Genomic DNA, 22378 nt, shown 5'->3' on the forward strand with positions numbered 1-22378 from the left:
GTGGTCGGCGGCGCCAGGTCCAATGATTTTCGTCTGCAGGGGCGAGTCGGTGCGATACTGAAGCCCGTTATGGCCGTTTCCCTTCCTCTGGTTTTCGAAGCACCGCGCCGCGGCATGCCGCCGCGGCACCTTGCCGACCTCGACGCCGACGGCCGCGCCTCGGCCGTCGCCGAGCTGGGATTGCCGAAATTCCGGGCCAAGCAGCTGGCCAATCAGTACTACGGCCGGTTGATCGCCGACCCGCACGAGATGACCGATCTGCCCGCCTCGGTGCGCGATCAGGTGGCCTCGGCGCTGTTCCCCGACCTCATCTCGCCGGTGAAACAGATCCAGTGCGACGCAGGGGAGACGCGCAAGACCCTGTGGCGCGCCGTCGACGGCACGACGTTCGAGTCGGTCCTGATGCGCTACCCGCAGCGCAACACCGTCTGCATCTCGTCGCAGGCCGGCTGTGGCATGGCCTGCCCGTTCTGCGCCACCGGACAGGGCGGTCTGCAGCGCAACCTGTCGACCGCCGAAATCCTGGAGCAGGTGCGCGCGGCGTCGGCCGCGATGCGTAACGAGCACGACGGCCGGCTGTCCAACATCGTCTTCATGGGCATGGGCGAGCCGCTGGCCAATTACAACCGGGTGGTGGCCGCCGTCCGCCGGATCATCGCGGCACCGCCGGAGGGTTTCGGTATCAGTGCCCGCTCGGTGACGGTCTCGACCGTCGGGCTGGCGCCGGCGATCCGCAAACTCGCCGACGAGAAGCTCGGTGTGACGTTGGCGCTGTCACTGCACACCCCCGACGACGAGTTGCGTGACACCTTGGTGCCGGTCAACAACCGGTGGAAGGTCTCCGAAGTCCTCGACGCCGCACGGTATTACGCCGACGTGACCGGTCGCCGGGTGTCGGTGGAGTACGCACTGATCCGCGATGTCAACGATCAGCCTTGGCGGGCAGACCTTTTGGGCAAGAAGCTGCGTAACAAGCTGGGCCCGTTGGTGCACGTGAACCTGATCCCCTTGAACCCGACCCCGGGCAGCGAGTGGGACGCGAGTCCGAAGCCCGTCGAGCGGGAGTTCGTGCGCCGGGTGCAGGCCGCCGGTGTGTCGTGCACGGTGCGCGACACCCGCGGTCGTGAAATCGCCGCTGCGTGTGGGCAATTGGCGGCTGATGGCTAGCTGCTCGGCTCGCGCAGGCCGACGGCATGGCGCAGTTGCGCCAGCAGCTGGTCGGTGTCGTCGCTGCGGACCAGGTAATGCGATATCGCGATCCGGATGGCGGTGGCCGCCTTCAGTTCGGCGTTCGGTCCGGAGAGCAGTTTCTGCAGGCGGTTCCGCATGATCGGGAGGACGTTCGGCAGCTGGGCGAGCACGACTTCGGGTTCGATGTCGATGACTCGCACACCGGAATAGGTCTTCTGGTACCGCACGATGAATTGCAGTGCGGCATCGAGCTTTTCGTTGCCCCGCAGCCCTTCGGTGGCCGCGCTCATGCCGTCGACGAACAATTCGCGTTCGTACCGCCCGAATGATTCGAGCAGCGCCTCCTTGGAAGCGAACCAGCGGTACAGCGTGGGGCGGGAGACCCCCGCCTGCATCGCGACCTCGGACAGGCTGAGTTTGGCTTGTCCCTGACGGGCAAGCACTTCCGCGGTCGCCACCAGGATTCGGCTCGGGGTCGAGGCGTCCTCGACGGAGCCGCCCTCGGGGCTCGCGGTACTGTCCACGATACCGATGGTACTACCCGGTAACTTAGTCGACGGTTCCGGTGAGCCCGAGTTCGGCCAGCGCCTTGCGGGTGGAATCTGCCAGTGCCGCTTTGGTGTTCGTCTCGCCCGGTTCCCATGCGGTGACCGTCACGATCATCGACGTCGGGGTCTGGCACAACACGAGGAACAGGTGGCCGTTGAGTCGCTCGAGGTCCACCGGGGTCAGTCCCGGCTCGACCAGGCGGGCGTGGAAGTTGTCGGCGTCGGTCCCGTCGGGCCGGTTGAACGCGGGCGGGAATTGGCCGAGGTTCGAGCAGCCGATCGGCTTGCCGACCTTGAGCACCATCTTCTCCAGCCGTCGCACCGCGAACTTCGGCACCAGGGGAGTGAGCGGAAGGGGCGTGAGCATCATCCGGGTCCACTCGTCGACACCGGCGAGTTCGTGCTTGATCTCGCCCCGCAGTTCGCTGAGGTCGGTGCTGACCTTCTCGGGGTCCGCCATCACGGTGATGGTGCTGAGCGCGTTGCCCCGGGTGTCGCCCTCGGTGCGGATGTTGACGGGGAACGAGAGCATGGCCCGGCCGTCGTCGCCCAGCCGTCCCACCACCTGGCCGACCCGGGCGCCGAGGGCGGCGAACAGCACATTGCTGGTCCCGCCAAGGGCTTTCGCGCGCTGGTGCCACTCGTCGATGTCGATGTGGATGGTGACGAACGGCGGCGTCACCGGCGTGGTGATCCCGCTGGACACCGCCGCCGTCACCGATTTGGCCGACGCCGCCAGGTCGCCCTTCTGATCGCGGGCGATCTTGGCGGCCCCGACCACGGCCTTGAACCAACTGGGTACCGAGCGCAATGTCTGGCGGAGGTCTTCGCGCAGGGCCTCGCGCCGGGTCCGGGATGCGGGTATCGGGTAGCCGAGGTCGCGGGGTTCGCCGTTGACCGCGTCGGCGACGGCTTCGGCGATGGCCAGGCCGTCCCCGACGGTGTGCGACACCACGAGCGACACGGCCGCACCGCCGCCTTCGAGCTGCTGCACGCCGAGGTGCCACGGCGGGCCATGTTCCGGGTCCACCGGAATGTAGCCGCGTTCGTTGACCCAGTCGTTCAACTCGGCGACGGGCCGCGTCCCGGTGCCGATGTCGAGGCCGAGCGGTCCGGTCGAGCGGACCCACCGGTGCCGCCCGAACGGCAGCGGCGACCGTTCGATCCGGCGGCCCAGCAGGCCGCCGCTACCCAGATTGCGGTGCAGGCGGCGCAGGCCATCGAGGTCGACAGGATGTTCGTAGATCCAGGTGTATTGGATGAGCGGGCCGCGGCCCAGCGCCCGTAAGCCGGTGAAGGAGGCTTGGTCTCCCAGATCGATTGTGTTGTCGGCTACGGCCATGGCGCGAATGTTACCGAGCCCACAAACTTTCGCTTCGCGAGCCTGTGTGTTGTCTGGCAGAAGCTGATCTGGGGAATCTGTCGGGCGAGCCCGGCGCGCTATGATGGATTGAGAATTTCCTCAATCCATCAATTAGGGGTGTGGCAGATGGTCGACAGCGTGCTCGATGGTCCCGAACGACCGCTGTACGAGATCAAGGCGAACCTCTTCAAAGCACTCGCGCATCCGGCCCGCATCAGGGTGCTGGAGATCCTGTCGACTTCAGATGGCCCGACGCCGGTGAGCGACATCCTCGCGGCCAGCGATATCGAACCGACGCTGCTCTCGCAGCATCTGGCCGTGCTCAAACGGCATCACGTGGTCAGCGGGTATCGGGCCGGCAACGCGGTGTACTACACGTTGGCGCATCCGAAGATCGCCGAACTCTTGCTCATCGCGCGGACGTTCCTCGCCGATACCCTTGCCGCGCAACGGGATCAGCTCGATGCCGTCGGCTCACTGCCGCCGATCGGCACCAGCCGATGACCACATTCGCCGGCGATCGCATTGCCCGGTTGCTGCCGTCGCGCAAGGACTATGCCGGCCTGAGGCACTCGTGGCGGCGTGACGTCCTCGCCGGGGTGACGGTCGGGGTGGTCGCGTTGCCGCTCGCGCTGGCGTTCGGAATCAGTTCGGGTGTCGGCGCGGCGGCCGGTCTGGTCACCGCAGTCGTGGCTGGGCTGGTGGCCGCGGTGTTCGGCGGATCGCATGTTCAGGTATCGGGGCCGACCGGGGCGATGACGGTGGTACTGGCGCCGATCGTGGCCCAGTACGGACTGGGCAGCGTCGCCGCGGTCACCATCCTGGCCGGGGTCATCGTCGTGGTGGCCGGCATCACCGGCGTGGGGCGCGCGGTGACCTTCATTCCGTGGCCGGTCATCGAAGGATTCACCCTCGGCATCGCCGTCATCATTTTTCTGCAGCAGGTGCCGGCCGCGTTCGGCCAGGCGGCACCAGCCGGGCGGCCCCCGCTGGTGGCCGCAGGCCTGGTCGTCTCGCACCTCGACGTGGGGGCGGCACGGCCGGCGCTGGTCGTCACGGCACTGGTGGCGGTGTTGATGATCGTGCTGCCCAGGCTGCACCCCGCCGTGCCGGCGTCGTTGGTGGCGGTTGTAGCGGCTACGGCCATGGTCGTGGGCACTGGATTGCCGGCGACCCGGATCGGCGCGCTGCCTTCGCGATTGCCCACACCGGTATGGCCACACGCTGATCTGGCGGTGCTGCACTCCCTGTTCAGTGCGGCACTGGCGATCGCCGCACTGGCTGCGATCGAGTCACTGCTGTCGGCGCGGGTCGCGGCGACGATGTCCCCGACCGGGCCCTACGACCCGAACCGGGAACTGGTTGGGCAGGGACTGGCTTCGGTCGCCTCCGGGATGTTCGGCGGCATGCCGGCCACCGGGGCCATTGCCCGCACCGCGGTCAACGTACGCTCCGGCGCGCGGACCCGCGTCGCGGCGATCGTCCACTCGGTGGTGCTGCTGGCCGTGGTGTACCTGGTCAGCGGACTGGTCGGGACAATCCCGCTGGCGGCGCTCTCGGCGGTGCTGATGGTGACGGCGTTCCGGATGATCTCACCGCACACGGTCACGCGGATTCTGCGATCCACGCGTTCGGACGCGGTGACCTTTCTGCTGACCGCAATTGTCACTGTCTGTTTCGACCTGATCCAGGCCGTCGAGATCGGTATCGCGGCAACGGCGTTGTTTGCGCTGCGCGCACTGGCCCGGCGCAGCAGCGTGACACGCGAGGATCTGCCGGGGCCCTATATGCCCGGCGACGAACGTATCGCCCTGCTGCGGCTCGACGGGGCGATGTTTTTCGGTGCGGCCGAACGGATTTCGACCGCGATCACCGATGGCCAACATCCCGACACTGCGGTCGTCATCATCAGGCTGTCGCAACTCGGCATGCTCGACGCCACCGGCGCGCACACGCTGACGCAAATCGTCGAAGACCTGGAGGAGCGGGGCATCACCGTGATCATCAAAGGTGTCCGGCCCGAGCACCGAGACCTTCTCGCGGGCGTCGGCATCATCGAATCCCTGCGTCATGAGAACCATCTCATCGACACGCTGGACGATGCCATCGCCCATGCCCGCAGCCACACCATCAAGTAGCGCTTCGAAAACCCAGACAGGCAAAGGAAACCCGATATGAATCTGGCCGATCACGCGCGCCTCGGCGACGACGTCACCGTCCACACCACCGCGATCCACCGCGTAATCAGCGAAGGTGCCACAGGGCATGCTGGGCACCAGAGGGTGTCCGAGGTACACCCGGGCTCGGGGGTCCTGGTGATCACCGGCGGCCCCGGTCCTGGCGGCCAGTTCCTGCTGGTCGACGATGTTGTCGCCGCCGGCCGGCATCCTGACAGTGCCGTGTTTCTCGACGACATCACCGTCAGTCGTCAGCACGCTGAAATCCGTTGGCTCGATGGCGAATACTGGATCGTCGACGTCGGCAGCCTGAACGGCACGTCTGTGAACGGAGTCCAGGTCCCGTCGCTCCCACTCACCAGCGGTGACGAAATCCAGATCGGCAAGTTCCGGCTCAGCTTCACCTGCCGGCCGCAAGGCCGGTGACCGCGCCGGGACTGATCTGAGCCGTCCGTCGATCCGCGCCGTACATAATGTGCCGGTGGATCAGCAGTCACCCGACAGGGTTGTGAGCAAGGAAGACGCCATCGGACCGGAGGCGCGGTTGTCGTGGCTGCTGTCGTGGTTGGCCGGCATGATCGGTGCGGTCGCGTTCCTGCACAGTGCCGGATACTTCGTCACCTTCATGACGGGCAACACCGAACGGGCCGTGCTCGGCTGGTTCGATGTCGCGGAACGTCAGAAGGTGTCCGGGGCGGGGCCGCTGGCGGCGTTGTCGTTGATGGCCTGCTTCCTGGCGGGCGTCTTCGTGGCGTCGTTCCTGCGGCGCCGGTACTGGCAGAACCATCCGCACGGTGCCACCGCGCTGGTCACCATCGGCTTGTTGGTGGCGTCCGTGGTCGAGCTGTACGAGGACGGCTGGTACTACGAGGACGTCAACTTCACCGGCATCCTGATCATCTGTTTCGCGGTGGGTGCCCTGAACACCAGCTTCGTCAAGCGCGGCGAAGTGGCGGTGCCGCTCAGCTACGTCACCGGAACGGTCGTCAAGCTGGGGCAGGGGCTGGAGCGCCACATCTGTGGCAGCGGCACGGTCTACGACTGGCTGGGTTACCTGGCCTTGTTGTCGTCGTTCATGATCGGCGCGGCCGTGGGTGGTGGGCTGGCCGACCGGATCACCGGGCCGCAGCTCATCGGCACGGTCGGTTTGATCTGCGGCGCAACGACACTCGTCACGTTCTTCCATTCGGACCGGCGGCACCGGGAGCCCACCGCCTGAAACCCGGCAACGACAAAGGCCACGAACTCGAACGAGTTCGTGGCCTTTGTCGTTAGGACTGAGGTCAGCGGATCCAGCCGCGACGGCGCAGCCACCAGCCGCGGATCACGATGACGAACAGCAGGATGGAGAACCCGATCAGCCAGGCGTCCTCGACGTGGCCGACGTGGTTGCCGCGCAGCATCACCAGCAGGAAGAGGGCGGACAGGATGCCGCCGACCTGAATCACGCCGCGGTTCATCTTGGACCAGCCCCACTCGGCCGAGGGGACGTCCTCGACATCGACGCCGGTGCTTCGTTCGACCTCGGTGGTGGCCACGGCTACTCCTTAACGATCCGATGGATTGCGGTCATTCTTGCATACGACGCTCGGTCGTAGTCGCGCGACGATCTAGCGCCGAGGGACGAGACGCGTTGAGGAGTGCGACAAGTCGGTCGTAGTCGCGCGACGGGCGGTAGGTGGCGCGTGGGCGACATGGCGTGGCGTCATCTTGACGCTTGCGGTGACACCAAAGTGATGTCATAGTGGTGTCATGGACCTGCAACCCTACGTCGACGGAGTTCGGATCGAGCTGGAGATCGCCGCCGCGGCCGGTGGCGCCGAGGCGGCTGAACTCGCCGAACGACTCAGCGCACCGCTCGACTCCGCACTTCGCCTGGCGTTGCTCGAGTCGCTCTCCGAGGCAGCCGAACACATCACGCGTGAGTTGGCGCCGGCGTCGGTCGACGTGCGATTGCGCGGTCGCGACCCGGAATTCGTCGTGACCGGGACCCCGGCCGACGCGGATCCCGAACCGCCGGTCGCCGCCGATGCGGACCTGGCCGACGGCGCCGTCAGCGCTCCGACCGGCGACGACGGCGGCACCTGGCGCGTGACCCTGCGGTTGCCCGAGGCTCTGCGCGGCGGTGTGGACGCCGCGGCGCGGCGCGACGGGCTATCGGTCAACGCCTGGTTGGTTCGCGCCGTCGGTGCCGCGCTCGGCGGGCCGGCGCCACGCGATCGACAGCGCGGCAACACCATCAGCGGCTGGGTCCGCTGACGAAAACAGCAGACAAGAAACCCCACCCACCGACAGGAGAGCACCATGCGAACGTTTCCGACGCCAGACCCCATCACCGCCACGATCGAACTCGCGGCCGGCGCTGTACGCATCGCCGCCGCCGACCGGACCGACACCGAGGTGCGTGTCACGCCACGTGACCCGCTGCGGGCCGCCGACGTCCGGGCGGCCGAGCAGGCAAACATCGATTTCTCGAACGGTGCGCTGACGGTGATCGTCGGCAGAAAGCTGCTGTCGCTGTCCCGCGGTGCCGTCAACGTCGACATCGCGTTGCCGGCACTGTCCAGGCTCTCGGTCTCGGTGGCGTCAGCTGATCTACAGGTCGACGGCGCGGTCGCGGACTGCCGGTTCAACGCCGCCAGCGGCAGCGCTGTCCTCGACTCGGTACAGGGAAACATCAAGGCCGCCACGGCATCCGGCGATATCGCGGCCCGCCGGGTGCTGGGGCACGCCACGGTATCCACGGCCTCGGGAGACCTGTCGATCGACGATCTGGACGGCAACCTGAAGTTTCAGGCAGCCAGCGGCTCGGCCACCGTCGGGGCATTGCGCGGAGCCGTGCACAGCCGGACGGCGTCCGGATCGCTGACAGTGGCAGGCGCCGAATCGGGATCGGTGTCGGTGGCCACTGCCAGTGGCTACGTCGAGGTCGGCGTCGCCGAGGGGACCGCGGCGAACCTCGATCTGGACAGCCGGTCCGGGAAGGTGCACAGCGATCTGACCCCCGCCGCCGGCCCCGAAGGCGACGACCGTCGGTTGGCCGTGCATGCCCGGACCGCCTCGGGCGACATCGCCATCCGGCGCGCCACAGCAGTGCCCGCCTGACGCGGATCGCCGGCTGGTTCCGTCGCCGCTGATCCCGATGTGCCACCACCGACGCCGAAGGCCGGGTGGGGCGGCACAATAGAGAGGTGAGTGAGCGGCTACGAGTCCTGGTGCTCGGCAGTACCGGGTCGATCGGTACCCAGGCCCTGGAGGTGATCGCCGCCAACCCCGACCGGTTCGAGATCGTCGGCCTGGCGGCCGGCGGCGGCAATGCCGAACTGCTGGCTCGGCAGCGCGCCGAGACGGGCGTCACCAATATCGCCGTGGCCGACGTCGCCGCAGCTGAGCGCATCGGCGACGTCACCTACGCGGGCGCCGACGCGGCCACCCGGCTCGTCGAGGACACCGAGGCCGACGTCGTCCTGAACTCGCTGGTCGGGGCGCTGGGTTTGAAGCCGACGCTGGCCGCGCTGCATTCGGGTGCCCGGCTCGCACTGGCGAACAAGGAGTCGCTGGTCGCCGGTGGACCGCTGGTGCTCAAGGCCGCACAGCCCGGGCAGATCGTGCCCGTCGACTCCGAGCATTCGGCGCTGGCCCAGTGCCTGCGCGGCGGCACGGGTGACGAAGTGGCCCGGCTGGTGCTCACCGCGTCGGGCGGCCCGTTCCGCGGTTGGGCGGCCAAGGACCTGGAGGACGTCACCCCCGAGCAGGCCGGTGCCCACCCGACGTGGTCGATGGGGCCGATGAACACCCTGAACTCGGCGTCGCTGGTCAACAAGGGGCTGGAACTCATCGAGACCCACCTGCTGTTCGGCATCGACTACGACCGCATCGACGTCGTGGTGCACCCGCAGTCCATCGTGCACTCGATGGTCACGTTCACCGACGGTTCGACGCTGGCGCAGGCCAGCCCGCCCGACATGAAATTGCCCATCGCGCTGGCCCTGGGGTGGCCGGCCCGCGTCCCGGGCGCCGCCCTTGCCTGCGACTGGACCAAGGCCTCGACCTGGGAGTTCGAGCCACTGGACGACGACGTCTTCCCGGCGGTCCGGCTGGCCCGCGAGGCCGGAACCCGCGGCGGTTGCCTGACCGCGGTGTACAACGCGGCCAACGAAGAGGCAGCGGCAGCGTTCCTCGACGGGCGCATCGGGTTCCCGGCGATCGTGCGGACCGTGTCCGACGTGCTGGGCGCTGCGGATCAATGGGCCGCCGAACCCGCTACCGTGGAAGACGTACTTGATGCGCAGGATTGGGCCCGGGACCGGGCGCGGCGCACCATCGCACAGGAGGTTGTGCCCGCCCGATGATGTTCGTGATCGGTATTGCGCTCTTTGCGCTGGCCATTCTGGTGTCGGTGGCCCTGCACGAGTGCGGCCACATGTGGGTGGCCCGGGCCACCGGGATGAAGGTGCGGCGGTACTTCGTCGGCTTCGGCCCGACGCTGTGGTCCACGCACCGGCCCAACCGGCTCGGCACCACCGAATACGGCCTCAAGGCTGTGCCGCTGGGCGGCTTCTGCGATATCGCGGGCATGACGTCGGTCGACGAGATCGCGCCCGCGGATGAGCCGTACGCGATGTACAAGCAGAAGGTGTGGAAGCGCGTCGCCGTGCTGTTCGCCGGACCTGCGATGAACTTCATCATCGGACTGGTGCTGATCTACGGCATCGCGGTGACGTGGGGCCTGCCGAATCTGCACCAGACGACGACCGCGGTGATCGGTGAGACCGCTTGTGTGGCACCGCAAATCGCCAAGACGGGCGACAACCCGTTCGGTCCGTGCCCGCATCCGGGGGCCGGTCCCGCCGCCGCGGCCGGCTTGAAGGCCGGGGACACCGTCGTCAAGGTCGGCGACAAATCGGTGAGCACGTTCGAGGAGATGGCGAAGGCCATCCGCGGTTTCAGCGGCACTGTGCCGGTCGTCTACCAACGCGGCGGCCAGACGTTCACCACCACCGTCAACGTCGAGCAGACCCAGCGATTCACGGTCAAGGACTCCGACACCGCGGCGACCGTCGGCGCCATCGGCGTCACCGCGGCGGCGCAGCCCGGACCGACGCAGTACAACGCACTGACCGCTGTGCCCGCGACCTTCACCTTCACCGGTGACCTGGCCGTCGAACTGGGCAAGTCGCTGGCGAAGATCCCGACCAAGGTGGGTGCGCTGATCCACTCGATCGGCGGCGGCGAGCGCGACAAGGAAACCCCGATCAGCGTGGTGGGCGCGAGCATCATCGGCGGCGACACCGTCGACCACGGGTTGTGGGTGATGTTCTGGTTCTTCCTGGCGCAGCTGAACTTCGTCCTGGGCGCGGTGAACCTGCTGCCGCTGCTGCCGTTCGACGGCGGACACATTGCGGTCGCGGTCTTCGAGAAGCTCCGCAATATGATTCGCGCGTCCCGCGGCAAAGTCGCCGCGGCTCCGGTGAACTACCTCAAGCTGATGCCGGCCACCTATGTGGTCCTGGTGGTGATCGGCGGCTACATGCTGCTGACCGTCACGGCAGATCTTGTGAACCCCATTCGAATCTTCCAGTAGGAGACCGTGATGACCTCCATCGGTTTGGGCATGCCGGGCATCGGAGATGGCGCCAGCGAGGCGCCACCAGTCCCAACCCTGGCGCCGCGTCGCCAGACCCGACAGCTGATGGTGCGCGACGTAGGCGTCGGCAGCGACTTCCCCATCTCCGTGCAGTCGATGTGCACGACCAAGACGCACGACGTGAACTCCACGCTGCAGCAGATCGCCGAGCTGACGGCGTCGGGCTGCAACATCGTCCGCGTGGCCTGTCCGCGGCAGGAAGACGCCGACGCGCTGGCCGAGATCGCCCGGCACAGCCAGATCCCGGTGATCGCCGACATCCACTTCCAGCCCAAGTACATCTTCGCGGCCATCGACGCCGGCTGCGCCGCGGTACGCGTGAATCCGGGCAACATCAAGGAGTTCGACGGCCGGGTCAAGGAAGTTGCCAAGGCTGCCGGCGCCGCTGGCATCCCGATCCGCATCGGCGTCAACGCCGGTTCGCTCGACCCGCGACTGCTCGAGAAGTACGGCAAGGCCACGCCGGAGGCGCTCGTCGAGTCGGCGCTGTGGGAGGCCTCGCTGTTCGAGGAGCACGGCTTCGGCGACATCAAGATCAGCGTCAAGCACAACGACCCGGTGATCATGGTCGAGGCCTACCGCCAGCTCGCCGCCAAGTGCGACTATCCGCTGCACCTCGGCGTGACCGAGGCCGGTCCGGCGTTCCAGGGCACCATCAAGAGCGCCGTCGCGTTCGGCGCGCTGCTGAGCGAGGGCATCGGCGACACCATCCGGGTATCGCTGTCCGCACCGCCGGTCGAAGAGGTCAAGGTCGGCAACCAGATCCTGGAGTCGCTGAATCTGCGGCCCCGCGGCCTGGAGATCGTGTCGTGCCCGTCCTGCGGCCGCGCCCAGGTGGACGTCTACAAGCTGGCGAACGCGGTGTCGGCCGGGCTCGACGGGCTCGACGTGCCGCTGCGCGTCGCCGTCATGGGCTGTGTGGTGAACGGCCCGGGTGAGGCGCGTGAGGCCGACCTCGGGGTGGCGTCGGGTAACGGCAAGGGCCAGATTTTCGTCCGCGGCCAGGTGATCAAGACGGTCCCCGAATCTCAGATCGTCGAGACCCTGATCGAAGAGGCGATGCGAATCGCGGCCGAGTCCGGCACCGATGCGAGCGGTTCGCCCGTCGTAACCGTAAGCTGAGCACAGCCTTGTGATCGCGGTCACGGGCAAGCCTCACCAGTAGATCAGGTCACACTCGCAAGAAGGTCGGTGAATGTCGGCACCTCCACTTTTCCGGATCGCAGATGCGCGCCGGATATCAGTGGTGCGCGAAGTCGCCCAGGTGCAGCAGGTCTTCGACGAGGATCCAGTGGGCACCTGCATGGTGGCCGCCCGGGTGGCTGACCACGGTCTCGATCCGGTGGCCATCGGCGGCGAGCTGTGGACCCGCAGCCAGGCCACCGAGTCGCTGTGCTTCGCCGGGGTGAATCTGATCCCCATGCGGGGGACCGCGGCCGACATGATGGTCTTCGCCGACAAGGTGATGAGTGCCCCGCGCCGGTGTTCGTCGTTGGTGGGCCGCGCGGAGTTGGTGCTGCCGATGTGGCAGCAACTGGCGCAGGTGTGGGGCCCGGCCCGCGAGGTCCGGGACTGCCAGCCGCTGCTGACGCTGTCCGATGCCCCGCAGTGCACGCTCGATCCCGCGGTGCGTCCGGTCCGGATGGACGAGTTGGACGCGTATGTCGTTGCGGCAGTGGACATGTTCATCGGCGAGGTCGGTGTGGACCCGCGTCTTGGCGACGGTGGCCGCGGCTATCGTCGCCGGCTGGCGGGGTTGATCGCCGCCGGCCGGGCGTGGGCGCGGATCGAGGACGGCCAGGTGGTGTTCAAGGCCGAGATCGGGGCGCAGACGTCGCGGGTTGGTCAGATTCAGGGCGTGTGGGTGCATCCGGACTGGCGTGGCCGTGGTCTGGGTGCTGCGGGCACCGCGACCTTGGCGTCCGCGGTGCTGCGCAGCGGCCGGACCGCCAGCCTCTACGTCAACGATTTCAACGGCCCGGCGCGCGCGATCTACCGGCGCATCGGGTTCACCCAGTTGGGTACCTACGCCACGGTCTTGCTCGACTGACCTCAGCCGGGCGGGTTGCCACACACGAGTGTTCGGGCGTCCGCTTTCTCACAAAAACGTCACGGTTGCGTCTCGGTGTGCCTCCCCGAGACCGGCTTGTCACACTTCTAACATCAGTCCCAATGGCAACGCACACATCATCCGTTTCACGCTCGGCCGCGTTGTTGTCGGTCGTGGCGGTCGCAGGAGCGATGACGGCCTGCACCCCGAAGCCCAATGGCCCCGAGCCGACCGCACAGGCGTTCTTCGCTGCCCTCGGCCGCGGGGACACCGGTGCTGCCGCCGACCTGTCCGACAAACCCAACGACGCACGTACCGCGATCAACCAGGCCTGGTCCGGTCTGCAGGCGACCAAGCTCGACGCGCAGGTGCTCGGCTCCAAGTACACCCAGGACACCGGCAAGATCACCTATCGGTACACCTGGCACCTGCCCAAGGACCGCACCTGGGCCTACACCGGGCAGCTCAACATGATCCGGCAGGACGGCCGTTGGCAAGTCCGTTGGGGCAGCACGGATCTGCATCCGAACCTGGGGGAGCACCAGAGCTTCCAGCTGCGCGCCGACCAGCCCGTCCGGGCCTCGGTCAACGAGCTCGGCGGCACGAACGTTCTGGTACCTGGGTACCACTACAACTATGCGCTCAATGCCCGTTCCGCCGCCGGTGACCTCATGCGGACCTCCCGCGTGGTCGCCGACGTGCTGCGGCAGTTCGACAACACCATGGACGCCCAGCGGCTCGCCGAACAGGCCAGCTCGTCCACCGGACCGCTGAACCTGATCACCCTGCGCCGCGAGGACAACGACAAGGTGTCGGGGGCCCTCGGTCACCTGCCCGGCGTGGTGATCACCCCGCAGCCCGAGATGGTGCCCACCGATCCCCGGTTCGCGCCGGCCATCGTCACCGAGGTCAAGAAGCAGGTGGCCGACCAGCTGATCGGCCAATCCGGCTGGCGCGTGGTCAGCGTCAACCAGAACGGCGCGGACATCGACATCCTGAACGAGGTTCAGGGCAAGCCGGCCCCGTCGATCACCATCAGCCTGGACCGCAACGTGCAGAACGCCGCCCAGGATGCGGTGAACATGGTGGGCCGCAAGGCGATGATCGTCGCGATCAAGCCGTCCACCGGGGAAATCCTGGCCGTGGCGCAGAACGCGGCCGCCGATACCGACGGCCCGACCGCCACCATGGGCCTGTACCCGCCGGGGTCGACCTTCAAGATGGTCACGGCAGGCGCCGCCATCGAATCGGACATGGCCGGACCCAACACGCTGCTGGGCTGCCCCGGCACCATCGACATCGGGCAGCGGACCATCCCGAACTACGACCGGTTCGACCTCGGCGTGGTCCCGATGTCCAGGGCCTTTGCGAACTCGTGCAACACGACGTTCGCCGAGCTCGCCAGCCGCATGGCGCCGCGCGCCCTCACCAACGCCGCGGCGCAGTACGGCATCGGCGCCGACTATCAGGTCGCCGGGATCGATACCGTCACCGGAAAGGTGCCGCCCACGGTGAACCTCGCCGAGCGCACCGAGGACGGCTTCGGCCAGGGCAAGGTCCTGGTCAGCCCGTTCGGGATGGCACTGGCGGCGGCGACCGTCGCGGCCGGGAAGACCCCACTGCCGCAGCTGATCGAGGGCCGCCCGACCACGGTGTCGGGCAACAGCGGGGCGATCAGCCCGAAGATGCTCGACGGCCTGCGGCCCATGATGCAGCTGGTGGTGACGAACGGCACCGCCAAGGACCTGCGGGGCAGCGGCGATGTGCGCGGGAAGACCGGCGAGGCCGAATTCTCCGGCGGCTCGCATGCCTGGTTCGCCGGCTACCGCGGTGACATGGCCTTCGCCGCCCTGATCGTCGGCGGCGGCGGGTCCGAGACCGCGGTCCGCATGTGCCGCGACATGTTCAAGGGACTGCCGCCCGATTATCTGGCCTGACCCGGGTCGCTCCGCTCCTGCCCAACGAACCTCGCCCGACCCGGGTCGCTCCGCTCCTGCCCACCGAACCCGGCCTGAGTAGCCTGTTTGGATGACCAACGGCGACGAGATCGCGGTCCTGCGCGTCTCTGACGCGGACCGCAACGGCACGCTCCGGCGGCTGCACAACGCGGTGGCGCTCGGGCTCATCGACATGAACGAGTTCTCTGAGCGTTCCGCGCTGGTTGCGATGGCCCGGCAACAGGGCGAGCTGGCGGTGCTGGTCGGTGACCTGCCCGCGCCCAACGCCATCGTCACGGGCTCGGCGGATCGCGTCGAGCTGCGCGGGGTGATGGGGTCGCTGAAGCGCCAGGGCGAATGGGTCGTGCCGACCCGGCTGGCGCTGGTCCGCCGCGTCGGCTCGATCGACCTGGACCTGACCCGCGCCCGGTTCGGTGGGCCCATCGTGGTCATCGAGCTCGATCTCAAGTTCAGCTCCCTGGACCTCCGGCTGCCGGAGGGCGCCAGCGCGTCCATCGACGACGTCGAGGTGGCCGTGGGCAGCGCCACCGACCATCGCAAGGACGCGCCCGCCGACGGGACCCCGCACGTCATCCTGACCGGGCGAGTGGTCTTCGGGTCGGTCGACATCCGGGGACCGCGCCGGACGTGGTTCGGGCGCGGCGACCGCACCTAGCCGCGCCCGCTACCCTGGGACGATGTCTGTTCGTACCGCGCTTCGCCCCGGCGAGGTGTCTCCGACTCTGCCGGTGCCCAAGTCGATCCCGCGTCCGGAGTACGCGTGGAAGCCGACCGTGCGCGAAGGCAGCGAGCCATGGGTGCAGACCCCTGAGGTGATCGAGAAGATGCGGGTCGCCGGCCGGATCGCGGCCCAGGCGCTCGCCGAGGCCGGCAAGGCCGTCGCACCAGGGGTGACCACCGACCACCTGGACCGGGTGGCGCACGAGTACATGCTCGACCACGGCGCCTACCCGTCGACGCTGGGCTACAAGGGATTTCCCAAGTCCTGCTGCACCTCGCTGAACGAGATCATCTGCCACGGCATCCCCGACTCGACGGTGATCCAAGACGGTGACATCGTCAACATCGACGTCACCGCCTATATCGACGGCGTGCACGGCGACACCAACGCCACCTTCCTGGCCGGCGACGTGTCGGAAGAGCATCGGCTGCTGGTCGAGCGCACCCACGAAGCCACCATGCGGGCCATCAAGGCCGTCAAGCCGGGGCGGCAGCTGTCGGTGGTCGGCCGGGTCATCGAGTCGTACGCAAACCGGTTCGGCTACAACGTGGTTCGCGACTTCACCGGCCACGGCATCGGTGAGACGTTCCACAACGGCCTGATCGTGCTGCACTACGACAAGCCCGAGGTCGACACCGTGCTGGAGCCGGGCATGACCTTCACCATCGAGCCGATGATCAATCTCGGTTCGCTGGACTACGAGATCTGGGACGACGACTGGACCGTCGCGACCGTGGACAAGAAGTGGACGGCGCAGTTCGAGCACACCCTCGTGGTGACCGACGACGGCGCCGACATCCTGACCCTGCCGTGACGTGACCGGCGCACTGCTGGTTGCGGGCACCACGTCGGACGCCGGTAAGTCGATGGTGGCGGCCGGGCTGTGCCGCCTGCTGGCGCGCACGGGCGTGCGGGTAGCGCCGTTCAAGGCGCAGAACATGTCAAACAACTCGGCCGTCACCGTCGAAGGCGGTGAGATCGGCCGGGCCCAGGCTATGCAGGCGCGTGCGGCCGGGTTGGCGCCGAGTGTGCGGTTCAACCCGATCCTGCTCAAACCCGGTGGGGACCGGACCTCGCAGCTCGTGGTGCGCGGCGTCGTCGCCGGCACGGTGGCGGCGGGGGACTACTTCACCCGGCGGACCCAGCTGGCCGGCGTGGTGGCCGACGAATTGGCCTCATTGAGAAGCGAATTCGACGTGGTGATCTGTGAGGGCGCGGGCTCGCCCGCCGAGATCAACCTCCGCGCCACCGACGTGGCCAACATGGGCCTGGCGCGGGCCGCGGATCTGCCGGTGGTCGTGGTCGGCGACATCGACCGCGGCGGGCTGCTGGCGCACCTGTACGGCACGGTGGCGGTGCTCGAGCCCGAGGATCAGAAACTGATCGCCGGGTTCCTGGTCAACAAGTTCCGGGGTGACCCGGCGCTGCTGGAACCCGGTCTGCGGCAACTGGAATCGCTGACCGGACGCCCGACCTACGGCGTGATTCCGTACTGCGACGAGCTGTGGCTCGATGCCGAGGACTCGCTGTCGGTGACGCCGCGCGGACAACTGGGCCGGCCCCTGGCGCCGCGGGGTGCTGAAGCGCTGACCGTCGCCGCGATACGGCTGCCACGGATCTCGAACTCCACCGACGTCGAGGCCTTGGCGTGCGAGCCCGGCGTGCACGTGCGCTGGGTCGACACCGCGGCGGAGTTGGCCGGCGCCGACGTGGTCGTGCTGCCCGGCAGCAAGGCAACGGTCTCCGACCTGAACTGGCTGCGCGACCGCGGCCTGGCGGAGGCCGCCACGGCACATGCCCGGTCCGGCCGGGCTGTGCTCGGCGTGTGTGGCGGATTCCAGATGCTGTGCACGACGATCCACGACACCGTCGAATCAGGGGCGGGCCGGGTACCGGGGCTGGGCCTGCTCGACGCGGACATCGAGTTCGACGCCGACAAGACCCTGAAGCACTGGGATGCCCCGTTGTACGGCTACGAGATTCACCACGGTCGCGTCGCGCGTTGCGCGGAACCGGACTGGCTGGGTGTGGGCATCCGGCGGGGGCAGGTGTACGGCACCCATTGGCACGGGCTGCTGGACAACGACGCCGTGCGCCGGACCTGGCTCGCCGAGGTGGCGGCGAGCTGCGGCAGGGACGGTTTCGTGGTGGCCGACGACGTGAACGTCGCTGCGCTGCGCGATGCTCAGCTCGACGTGATGGCCGATCTGCTTGCCGCACATGTGGATATCGACGCGGTGCTGAAGCTCGTCGAATCCGGTGCGCCGCAGCGGCCTGTGATCGTGCATCAACACATGTAGCGGCGACATGGCCGATGGGGTAGGCGTTGCGTGCTTCCTGCAGCACGATGCGCTCGTCCGAATCGCGTCGACGAGATCGATGAGTTTGCCCAGCGCGCGGAATCGCAACGAGATACGCTCCGCTGCGCCGGTCGCTATTTGCTTCGGCTGGAGGATAGACAGGACCAACCGAACAGATATGCCAGTTCACGTGTCGTCGTTACCCCGCAATCTGACGTCGATATTTAAAGCTATTGGGTCGCTGTGGCGCTGGTTTTGGCCGACAGTGTCTCCACGGACGCTGTTATCGAATGCGGATGCATTGGCCGACTCAGTGCGCCAACGGGAGTTGCGCGCTCTCCGCGAGCTTGGCGGTTACCAGTTGGGCTCCGACCAATCAGTCGTCGATCACGTAGCGGTCTTCAAGATGGTCCCTGTATCGAATGGCGGATCACACTCGAGCCGCGAATATCACTTGGGCGAGGTCGGGGAGTACTTCCGAAACATCGAACGCACGAGAACCAAGCGGCTGGTGATTTTGGGTGCTCCAGGTGCCGGGAAAACGATTCTGTCTATCCGACTCATCTTGGATGAGCTGCACAACGTGTACTACGTACAAAGGCGTGCGGATGTAGCCGTTGTGACACCCATCCCAGTGCGAATAAACGCCTCGGGATGGGATGGCACCCAGGACATTACGAAGTGGATCGTCTACCGACTGGCTGTCGAACATAAGGTGCATCCCCGTGTCGGAAATGCCCTGATTGACCGAGGGTGGATACTTCCGCTGATCGACGGTTTGGATGAGCTCAGCCGGTCCGAATCTGGGCAAACTGGAAATGATTCGTGGGCAAGTTCGGCACTGCTACTGCTCAACGGATCACCTCCATGGAACACGCAGCCAATGGCCATGACATGCCGGTCAGATGAATATGCGCAGCTGCAGGCCGCGGGACGTGGGCTTCGAAATTCCGAGGTCATCGAAATCCAGCGATTGACACCGGCAGATACCGCAACTCTTCTGCATGAGTCTCTGCGGGCAGCACCTGACACGAACGAGTCGGCGTGGGAGCCGGTGCTCAACTCGATTGGCGATCCGGCGTCTGTGCTCAGCCGCACCCTAACCACTCCGTGGATGGTGACGTTGACGATCGCAGCGTTGCGTGGTGGCGCTCAGGTTCATTCAGACGGTGGATCCTCCGTCGCCGAGGACCTAGCGAACTGTACGGATGTGAACGCCGTGGAGCAGTACCTGTTCCGCTCCGTCGTACCCGCGGCGCTGGCTGAGACGGCAACAAAAAACCGTCCCAGGGATGCCGATGCGTCGCGGATCGAAGGCTGGCTGCGCAACCTGGCTTCGTCTGTCGTGCGTCCGCATCCGACTGGGAGCGACTCCAGCGATCGTCGTCTGCCAGGAGAAGGCGCGATCGGAGTGGATCGAATATGGACGTTGGCCGGCGCCAAGTACGTCAACTTTGTCTACTGGTTTCTCGCGCTTGCAATCATCTATCTGTTGGGTTGGCTCACCAGTCACATAGGCGCGCGCTTCATCGATCTGCGTCCGCCGCTCATCAATTTTCTCGGCGACGCCTGGTCTCAGATGCCTGTGCCTTCTCTGATCGGCATGGTGCTGTTCGTAGTTCTATGTTTGGCGCAGCCACGGGCTTCCTCTCCGTTCTCACCCGGTCTGGTATGGCGGCGACTACCGATGATCGAGCTGGAAGATGTCAGGCGTCGTCGTGGGTTGGATCACGCCCGGCGCGCGCTGTGGCTCGTGGGTACCGTGTTTGGCTTTGCCGGTTGGCTCCTGTTGGTAGTTAAGGTCTTTTGGCCAGTCGGAGTCGTGACGCTGCCGTTCCGCAGTTGGGCTGTCGCGGTAGGCGCATTCTTCGCGTCCGTCGGGATAGTGATGGGTATCGGGACCCCATTCGGCTCCGTGGCTGCGCTCTTCGCTTGGGTCAGAGCTCGATTCGGAACTACTTACTCGGAGCGGTTGGCGGCGGGCAGTACCGCCAAGCGCCTGCTCATTGATGACCTGATCGCAGGCCTGACTTACTGCATTTTCGGAGCCATGCTTGTTGGCGTGACGATGGCGTTCGTCGCCTCGAATTCTTGGTACCAGCCGGCATCGTCATTTGGTGCCCACGGACCAGGGTGGTGGCCCCATGGCATCCCAACGCCGGAGCCCTACGGCTATGCCGCCAAGATGTCGAAACCGAGCTTGTCGGAAACCATCAGAGACTCGATTGTGGGTTCCGTTACCACTGGTCTGCTCATGCCTCTGGCGTTTGGCCTCTATCGACTGTCGCGTCGCGCTTACCGCGTACTGGCGGTGATCCTCTGTGCATCCGTCGGATTTGCGGGACCATTCATCGCCGCGAGTCGCGGTGGCGAGACGTTCTCAGCGCCACTGGGGGCAATGAACGTGGACTTGTCTTACGTACTTGTCACCGCCACGATCTACGGCATCAGTGCGATGGTCGCCATCCTGTTTGCAACCTCATCGTCGTTCTGGCGCAACATAATTGGTTCGTTGAATTTCAAAATGAACAACCGATTCTCACCGCGGCCTGCAGCGTTTCTGGACTGGTGCCACGGAACCGGCATACTGCGAATGAATGGCTTGGCATACGAATTCCGACACCTAACATTTGTCGACTGGCTCCTTCAAGAGCCATCGCTGCAGACTGTGTCGGCTTCGCGCGCGGGAAATGGTGTCGTCTAGCCATCGTGCGCTTGTCGGCGCGGTGCTGAAGCTCGTCGAATCCGGTGCGCCGCAGCGGCCGATCATCGTCAACAGCCTGCTGCCGTGATCAGCCGGGCTCGGCCACCGGCTCTACTGACGCCACCGGCTCCTCGACCTGCTTGATGGGGCCGGTGAACCAGTTCTTCACCGACACGTGCCAGTAGATGTACAACAGCAGCAGGACGCCACCGACCAGCAACGGTGTGTAGTTGACGAACTTCCATTCGAAACTCGGGTCCCACGGCACCCCGCCCAGCGACGTCGGGAACATCGCGATGATCGAGGTGATCGTGATCTCGGCCAGTGCGACAGGTGCCATCCACCGGTGGTGGCCGCGCAGATTCCAACTGCCCGTTTCGAATTCGTCGCCGGCACGCCAGCGGTAGTAGATCGGCACCGCAAAGCACAGGTACACCCCGACGACTCCGATGGAGACCACGGCGTAGAACGCCACCGGGGTGGGTGTGCCGTTGATGTCGACCTTGACCAGGGCCGGCAGGGTCAGTGCGGCGGCCACGACGGCGGTGACGGTGACGCTGTGCGTCGGCACCCGGTGCTTGTTGACCTCAGACCACCACCGATGGCCGGGTACCGCGCGGTCCCGGCTGAACGCGAACAACATCCGGGACGCGCTGGTCTGGCAGGCGACGGCGCAGAAGAACTGACCGGCGGTCGAGATGAACAGCACCACCACCGCCCACTTGGAACTCATCGCCTGGTTGAAGATGGCGGCCACGGCGCCGCCGCCCTTGGATACCGCGTCAGCATCCTGGACCGCAAACAGGAAGGCCAACAAGAGAATCCAGCCGCCGACGGCCGAGTAGAAGATGGACCGCCAGATACCCTTGGCGGCTGCGCCGGCCGCGCTCTTGGTCTCCTCTGACAGGTGTGCCGACGCGTCGTAGCCGGTGATGGTGTACTGCGTGAGGATCACCGAGATCGGCAGCACGACGAACAGCCAGCCGGCGCCCGAGGTGGCGCCGCCGAACATGCCGCTGTTGTTGATGGTCTTGGCGAAGACGTCCGAGAAACTCGCGTGGTGGCTCGGCACGAAGATCAGAATCCCGATGACGGCGGCTGCGCCGAAGACATGCCACCACACCGAGACGTTGTTGATGATCGCCAGCAGGTGGCTGGAGAAGATGTTGATCAGCGCCGAGATGCCCAGGATGCCCACGAAGATGACGAACGTCCGCGTGAGGCTGTACCCGGCCAACCAGTCGGCGCTGAGGGTGCCCAAGGTGAGGTCGATGAATGTCGCGCAGCCGTAGGCCACGGATGCCAGGATGGCCACCAGGCCGATCAGGTTGAGCCAGCCCGCATAGAAGCCGGCCTTCGCTCCGCCGAGTTTTGCTGCCCACCAATAGATTCCGCCGGAGGTCGGGAAGGCCGACACCAGTTCGGACATACAGAGGCCGATGACGAGGATGAAAGTCGCAACGATCGGCCAGCCCCAGGCGATGGCGGCGGGTCCGCCGTTGTTCCAGCCCAGGCCGAACGAGGTGAAGCATCCCGACAGGATGGAGATGATGGAGAACGAGATGGCGAAATTGCTGAAACCGGACCAGGAGCGCTGCAGCTCCTGGCTGTAGCCGAGCTTGGCGAGTAGCAGCTCGTCTTCGGTAAGTGCTTCGTGTCCTTCTGGCACTGCGGCCTCCTTAGGCGCCCCGGATGCTGAAGAACAATAGGTTGCCTCCG

The 22378-nt window shown here is 66.6% G+C and carries 20 protein-coding genes; 16 read left to right on the plus strand and 4 right to left on the minus strand.

Features of this window, described 5'->3' with window-relative positions; all coding sequences use genetic code 11:
• Nucleotides 1-69 precede the first annotated feature (69 nt).
• On the plus strand, nucleotides 70-1167 hold the full coding sequence (gene rlmN, locus AC1U2B_RS02125) for a dual-specificity RNA methyltransferase RlmN (protein WP_480215494.1): 1098 nt from the start codon (nucleotides 70-72) through the stop codon (nucleotides 1165-1167).
• Here rlmN and AC1U2B_RS02130 read toward each other — a convergent pair.
• Both AC1U2B_RS02130 and AC1U2B_RS02135 read right to left on the minus strand, forming a co-directional pair.
• Nucleotides 1164-1715 carry a TetR/AcrR family transcriptional regulator gene (locus AC1U2B_RS02130; protein ID WP_480215495.1) on the minus strand — a complete coding sequence of 184 codons (552 nt, stop codon included), beginning with the start codon at nucleotides 1713-1715 and terminating at the stop codon, nucleotides 1164-1166. The genes rlmN and AC1U2B_RS02130 overlap by 4 nt on opposite strands.
• A 25-nt stretch (nucleotides 1716-1740) precedes the next feature.
• A complete protein-coding gene (locus AC1U2B_RS02135; protein WP_480215496.1) occupies nucleotides 1741-3081 on the minus strand; it encodes a condensation domain-containing protein in 1341 nt (446 codons plus the stop codon).
• Nucleotides 3082-3228: 147 nt separating this feature from the next.
• Here AC1U2B_RS02135 and AC1U2B_RS02140 point away from each other — a divergent pair, with 147 nt between their 5' ends.
• The 4 genes from AC1U2B_RS02140 to AC1U2B_RS02155 are packed head-to-tail and all read left to right on the plus strand — an operon-like array spanning nucleotide 3229 to nucleotide 6498.
• The gene (locus tag AC1U2B_RS02140; protein ID WP_135356334.1) at nucleotides 3229-3606 is read left to right on the plus strand and encodes an ArsR/SmtB family transcription factor; all 378 of its coding nucleotides are present in this window, start codon (nucleotides 3229-3231) and stop codon (nucleotides 3604-3606) included.
• A complete protein-coding gene (locus AC1U2B_RS02145; protein WP_480215497.1) occupies nucleotides 3603-5240 on the plus strand; it encodes a SulP family inorganic anion transporter in 1638 nt (545 codons plus the stop codon). Before AC1U2B_RS02140 ends, AC1U2B_RS02145 begins: the two co-directional genes overlap by 4 nt.
• Nucleotides 5241-5276: 36 nt before the next feature.
• The gene (locus AC1U2B_RS02150; RefSeq protein WP_480215498.1) at nucleotides 5277-5705 is read left to right on the plus strand and encodes an FHA domain-containing protein; all 429 of its coding nucleotides are present in this window, start codon (nucleotides 5277-5279) and stop codon (nucleotides 5703-5705) included.
• Nucleotides 5706-5760: 55 nt separating this feature from the next.
• On the plus strand, nucleotides 5761-6498 hold the full coding sequence (locus tag AC1U2B_RS02155) for a YoaK family protein (protein WP_480215499.1): 738 nt from the start codon (nucleotides 5761-5763) through the stop codon (nucleotides 6496-6498).
• Between the two features lie 64 nt (nucleotides 6499-6562).
• Here AC1U2B_RS02155 and AC1U2B_RS02160 read toward each other — a convergent pair whose 3' ends face one another.
• Nucleotides 6563-6817: a DUF2631 domain-containing protein gene (locus AC1U2B_RS02160; RefSeq protein WP_260939617.1), complete on the minus strand. Its 255-nt coding sequence runs from the start codon at nucleotides 6815-6817 to the stop codon at nucleotides 6563-6565.
• Between the two features lie 214 nt (nucleotides 6818-7031).
• Here AC1U2B_RS02160 and AC1U2B_RS02165 point away from each other — a divergent pair, with 214 nt between their 5' ends.
• The 11 genes from AC1U2B_RS02165 (at nucleotide 7032) to AC1U2B_RS02215 (ending at nucleotide 20659) form a co-directional block, all read left to right on the plus strand.
• Nucleotides 7032-7538 carry a histidine kinase gene (locus AC1U2B_RS02165; RefSeq protein ID WP_480215500.1) on the plus strand — a complete coding sequence of 169 codons (507 nt, stop codon included), beginning with the start codon at nucleotides 7032-7034 and terminating at the stop codon, nucleotides 7536-7538.
• A 45-nt stretch (nucleotides 7539-7583) separates the two neighbouring features.
• Entirely contained in the window at nucleotides 7584-8384 is an 801-nt protein-coding gene (locus AC1U2B_RS02170) for a DUF4097 family beta strand repeat-containing protein (RefSeq protein WP_480215501.1), read from the plus strand.
• 86 nt (nucleotides 8385-8470) lie between these two features.
• Nucleotides 8471-9631 carry a 1-deoxy-D-xylulose-5-phosphate reductoisomerase gene (gene dxr, locus AC1U2B_RS02175; protein ID WP_480215502.1) on the plus strand — a complete coding sequence of 387 codons (1161 nt, stop codon included), beginning with the start codon at nucleotides 8471-8473 and terminating at the stop codon, nucleotides 9629-9631.
• Nucleotides 9628-10863 carry a M50 family metallopeptidase gene (locus tag AC1U2B_RS02180; protein ID WP_480215503.1) on the plus strand — a complete coding sequence of 412 codons (1236 nt, stop codon included), beginning with the start codon at nucleotides 9628-9630 and terminating at the stop codon, nucleotides 10861-10863. Before dxr ends, AC1U2B_RS02180 begins: the two co-directional genes overlap by 4 nt.
• A 9-nt stretch (nucleotides 10864-10872) precedes the next feature.
• Entirely contained in the window at nucleotides 10873-12048 is a 1176-nt protein-coding gene (gene ispG / locus AC1U2B_RS02185) for a flavodoxin-dependent (E)-4-hydroxy-3-methylbut-2-enyl-diphosphate synthase (protein WP_377042148.1), read from the plus strand.
• A 73-nt stretch (nucleotides 12049-12121) separates the two neighbouring features.
• Complete coding sequence (locus AC1U2B_RS02190; protein ID WP_480215504.1) at nucleotides 12122-12976, plus strand: GNAT family N-acetyltransferase; 855 nt, start codon at nucleotides 12122-12124, stop codon at nucleotides 12974-12976.
• Nucleotides 12977-13098: 122 nt separating this feature from the next.
• Nucleotides 13099-14913, plus strand: coding sequence for a penicillin-binding transpeptidase domain-containing protein (locus AC1U2B_RS02195; protein WP_043986188.1), 1815 nt, complete (start codon nucleotides 13099-13101; stop codon nucleotides 14911-14913).
• 91 nt (nucleotides 14914-15004) lie between these two features.
• On the plus strand, nucleotides 15005-15589 hold the full coding sequence (locus AC1U2B_RS02200; RefSeq protein ID WP_480215505.1) for a DUF1707 SHOCT-like domain-containing protein: 585 nt from the start codon (nucleotides 15005-15007) through the stop codon (nucleotides 15587-15589).
• Between the two features lie 22 nt (nucleotides 15590-15611).
• Nucleotides 15612-16469 (plus strand): type I methionyl aminopeptidase, encoded by an 858-nt coding sequence (map, locus tag AC1U2B_RS02205; protein WP_260939606.1) that lies wholly within the window; start codon nucleotides 15612-15614, stop codon nucleotides 16467-16469.
• Nucleotide 16470: 1 nt separating this feature from the next.
• On the plus strand, nucleotides 16471-17955 hold the full coding sequence (locus AC1U2B_RS02210) for a cobyric acid synthase (RefSeq protein WP_480215506.1): 1485 nt from the start codon (nucleotides 16471-16473) through the stop codon (nucleotides 17953-17955).
• 79 nt (nucleotides 17956-18034) lie between these two features.
• On the plus strand, nucleotides 18035-20659 hold the full coding sequence (locus tag AC1U2B_RS02215; protein ID WP_480215507.1) for an NACHT domain-containing protein: 2625 nt from the start codon (nucleotides 18035-18037) through the stop codon (nucleotides 20657-20659).
• 88 nt (nucleotides 20660-20747) lie between these two features.
• Here AC1U2B_RS02215 and AC1U2B_RS02220 read toward each other — a convergent pair whose 3' ends face one another.
• On the minus strand, nucleotides 20748-22328 hold the full coding sequence (locus AC1U2B_RS02220) for an amino acid permease (RefSeq protein ID WP_480215508.1): 1581 nt from the start codon (nucleotides 22326-22328) through the stop codon (nucleotides 20748-20750).
• Nucleotides 22329-22378: the final 50 nt, after the last annotated feature.

It is taken from the genome of Mycolicibacterium sp. P4_G11 (genome assembly GCF_056555145.1).

What these genes read in the sequence shown, in the direction of transcription:
- rlmN (WP_480215494.1), top strand. Translation starts at nt 70, where the DNA reads ATGGCCGTTTCCCTTCCTCTGGTTTTCGAAGCACCGCGCCGCGGCATG.
- AC1U2B_RS02135 (WP_480215496.1), bottom strand. Translation starts at nt 3,081, where the DNA reads ATGGCCGTAGCCGACAACACAATCGATCTGGGAGACCAAGCCTCCTTC.
- AC1U2B_RS02140 (WP_135356334.1), top strand. Translation starts at nt 3,229, where the DNA reads ATGGTCGACAGCGTGCTCGATGGTCCCGAACGACCGCTGTACGAGATC.
- AC1U2B_RS02145 (WP_480215497.1), top strand. Translation starts at nt 3,603, where the DNA reads ATGACCACATTCGCCGGCGATCGCATTGCCCGGTTGCTGCCGTCGCGC.
- AC1U2B_RS02150 (WP_480215498.1), top strand. Translation starts at nt 5,277, where the DNA reads ATGAATCTGGCCGATCACGCGCGCCTCGGCGACGACGTCACCGTCCAC.
- AC1U2B_RS02165 (WP_480215500.1), top strand. Translation starts at nt 7,032, where the DNA reads ATGGACCTGCAACCCTACGTCGACGGAGTTCGGATCGAGCTGGAGATC.
- AC1U2B_RS02170 (WP_480215501.1), top strand. Translation starts at nt 7,584, where the DNA reads ATGCGAACGTTTCCGACGCCAGACCCCATCACCGCCACGATCGAACTC.
- AC1U2B_RS02180 (WP_480215503.1), top strand. Translation starts at nt 9,628, where the DNA reads ATGATGTTCGTGATCGGTATTGCGCTCTTTGCGCTGGCCATTCTGGTG.
- ispG (WP_377042148.1), top strand. Translation starts at nt 10,873, where the DNA reads ATGACCTCCATCGGTTTGGGCATGCCGGGCATCGGAGATGGCGCCAGC.
- AC1U2B_RS02190 (WP_480215504.1), top strand. Translation starts at nt 12,122, where the DNA reads ATGTCGGCACCTCCACTTTTCCGGATCGCAGATGCGCGCCGGATATCA.
- AC1U2B_RS02195 (WP_043986188.1), top strand. Translation starts at nt 13,099, where the DNA reads ATGGCAACGCACACATCATCCGTTTCACGCTCGGCCGCGTTGTTGTCG.
- AC1U2B_RS02200 (WP_480215505.1), top strand. Translation starts at nt 15,005, where the DNA reads ATGACCAACGGCGACGAGATCGCGGTCCTGCGCGTCTCTGACGCGGAC.
- map (WP_260939606.1), top strand. Translation starts at nt 15,612, where the DNA reads ATGTCTGTTCGTACCGCGCTTCGCCCCGGCGAGGTGTCTCCGACTCTG.
- AC1U2B_RS02215 (WP_480215507.1), top strand. Translation starts at nt 18,035, where the DNA reads ATGAGTTTGCCCAGCGCGCGGAATCGCAACGAGATACGCTCCGCTGCG.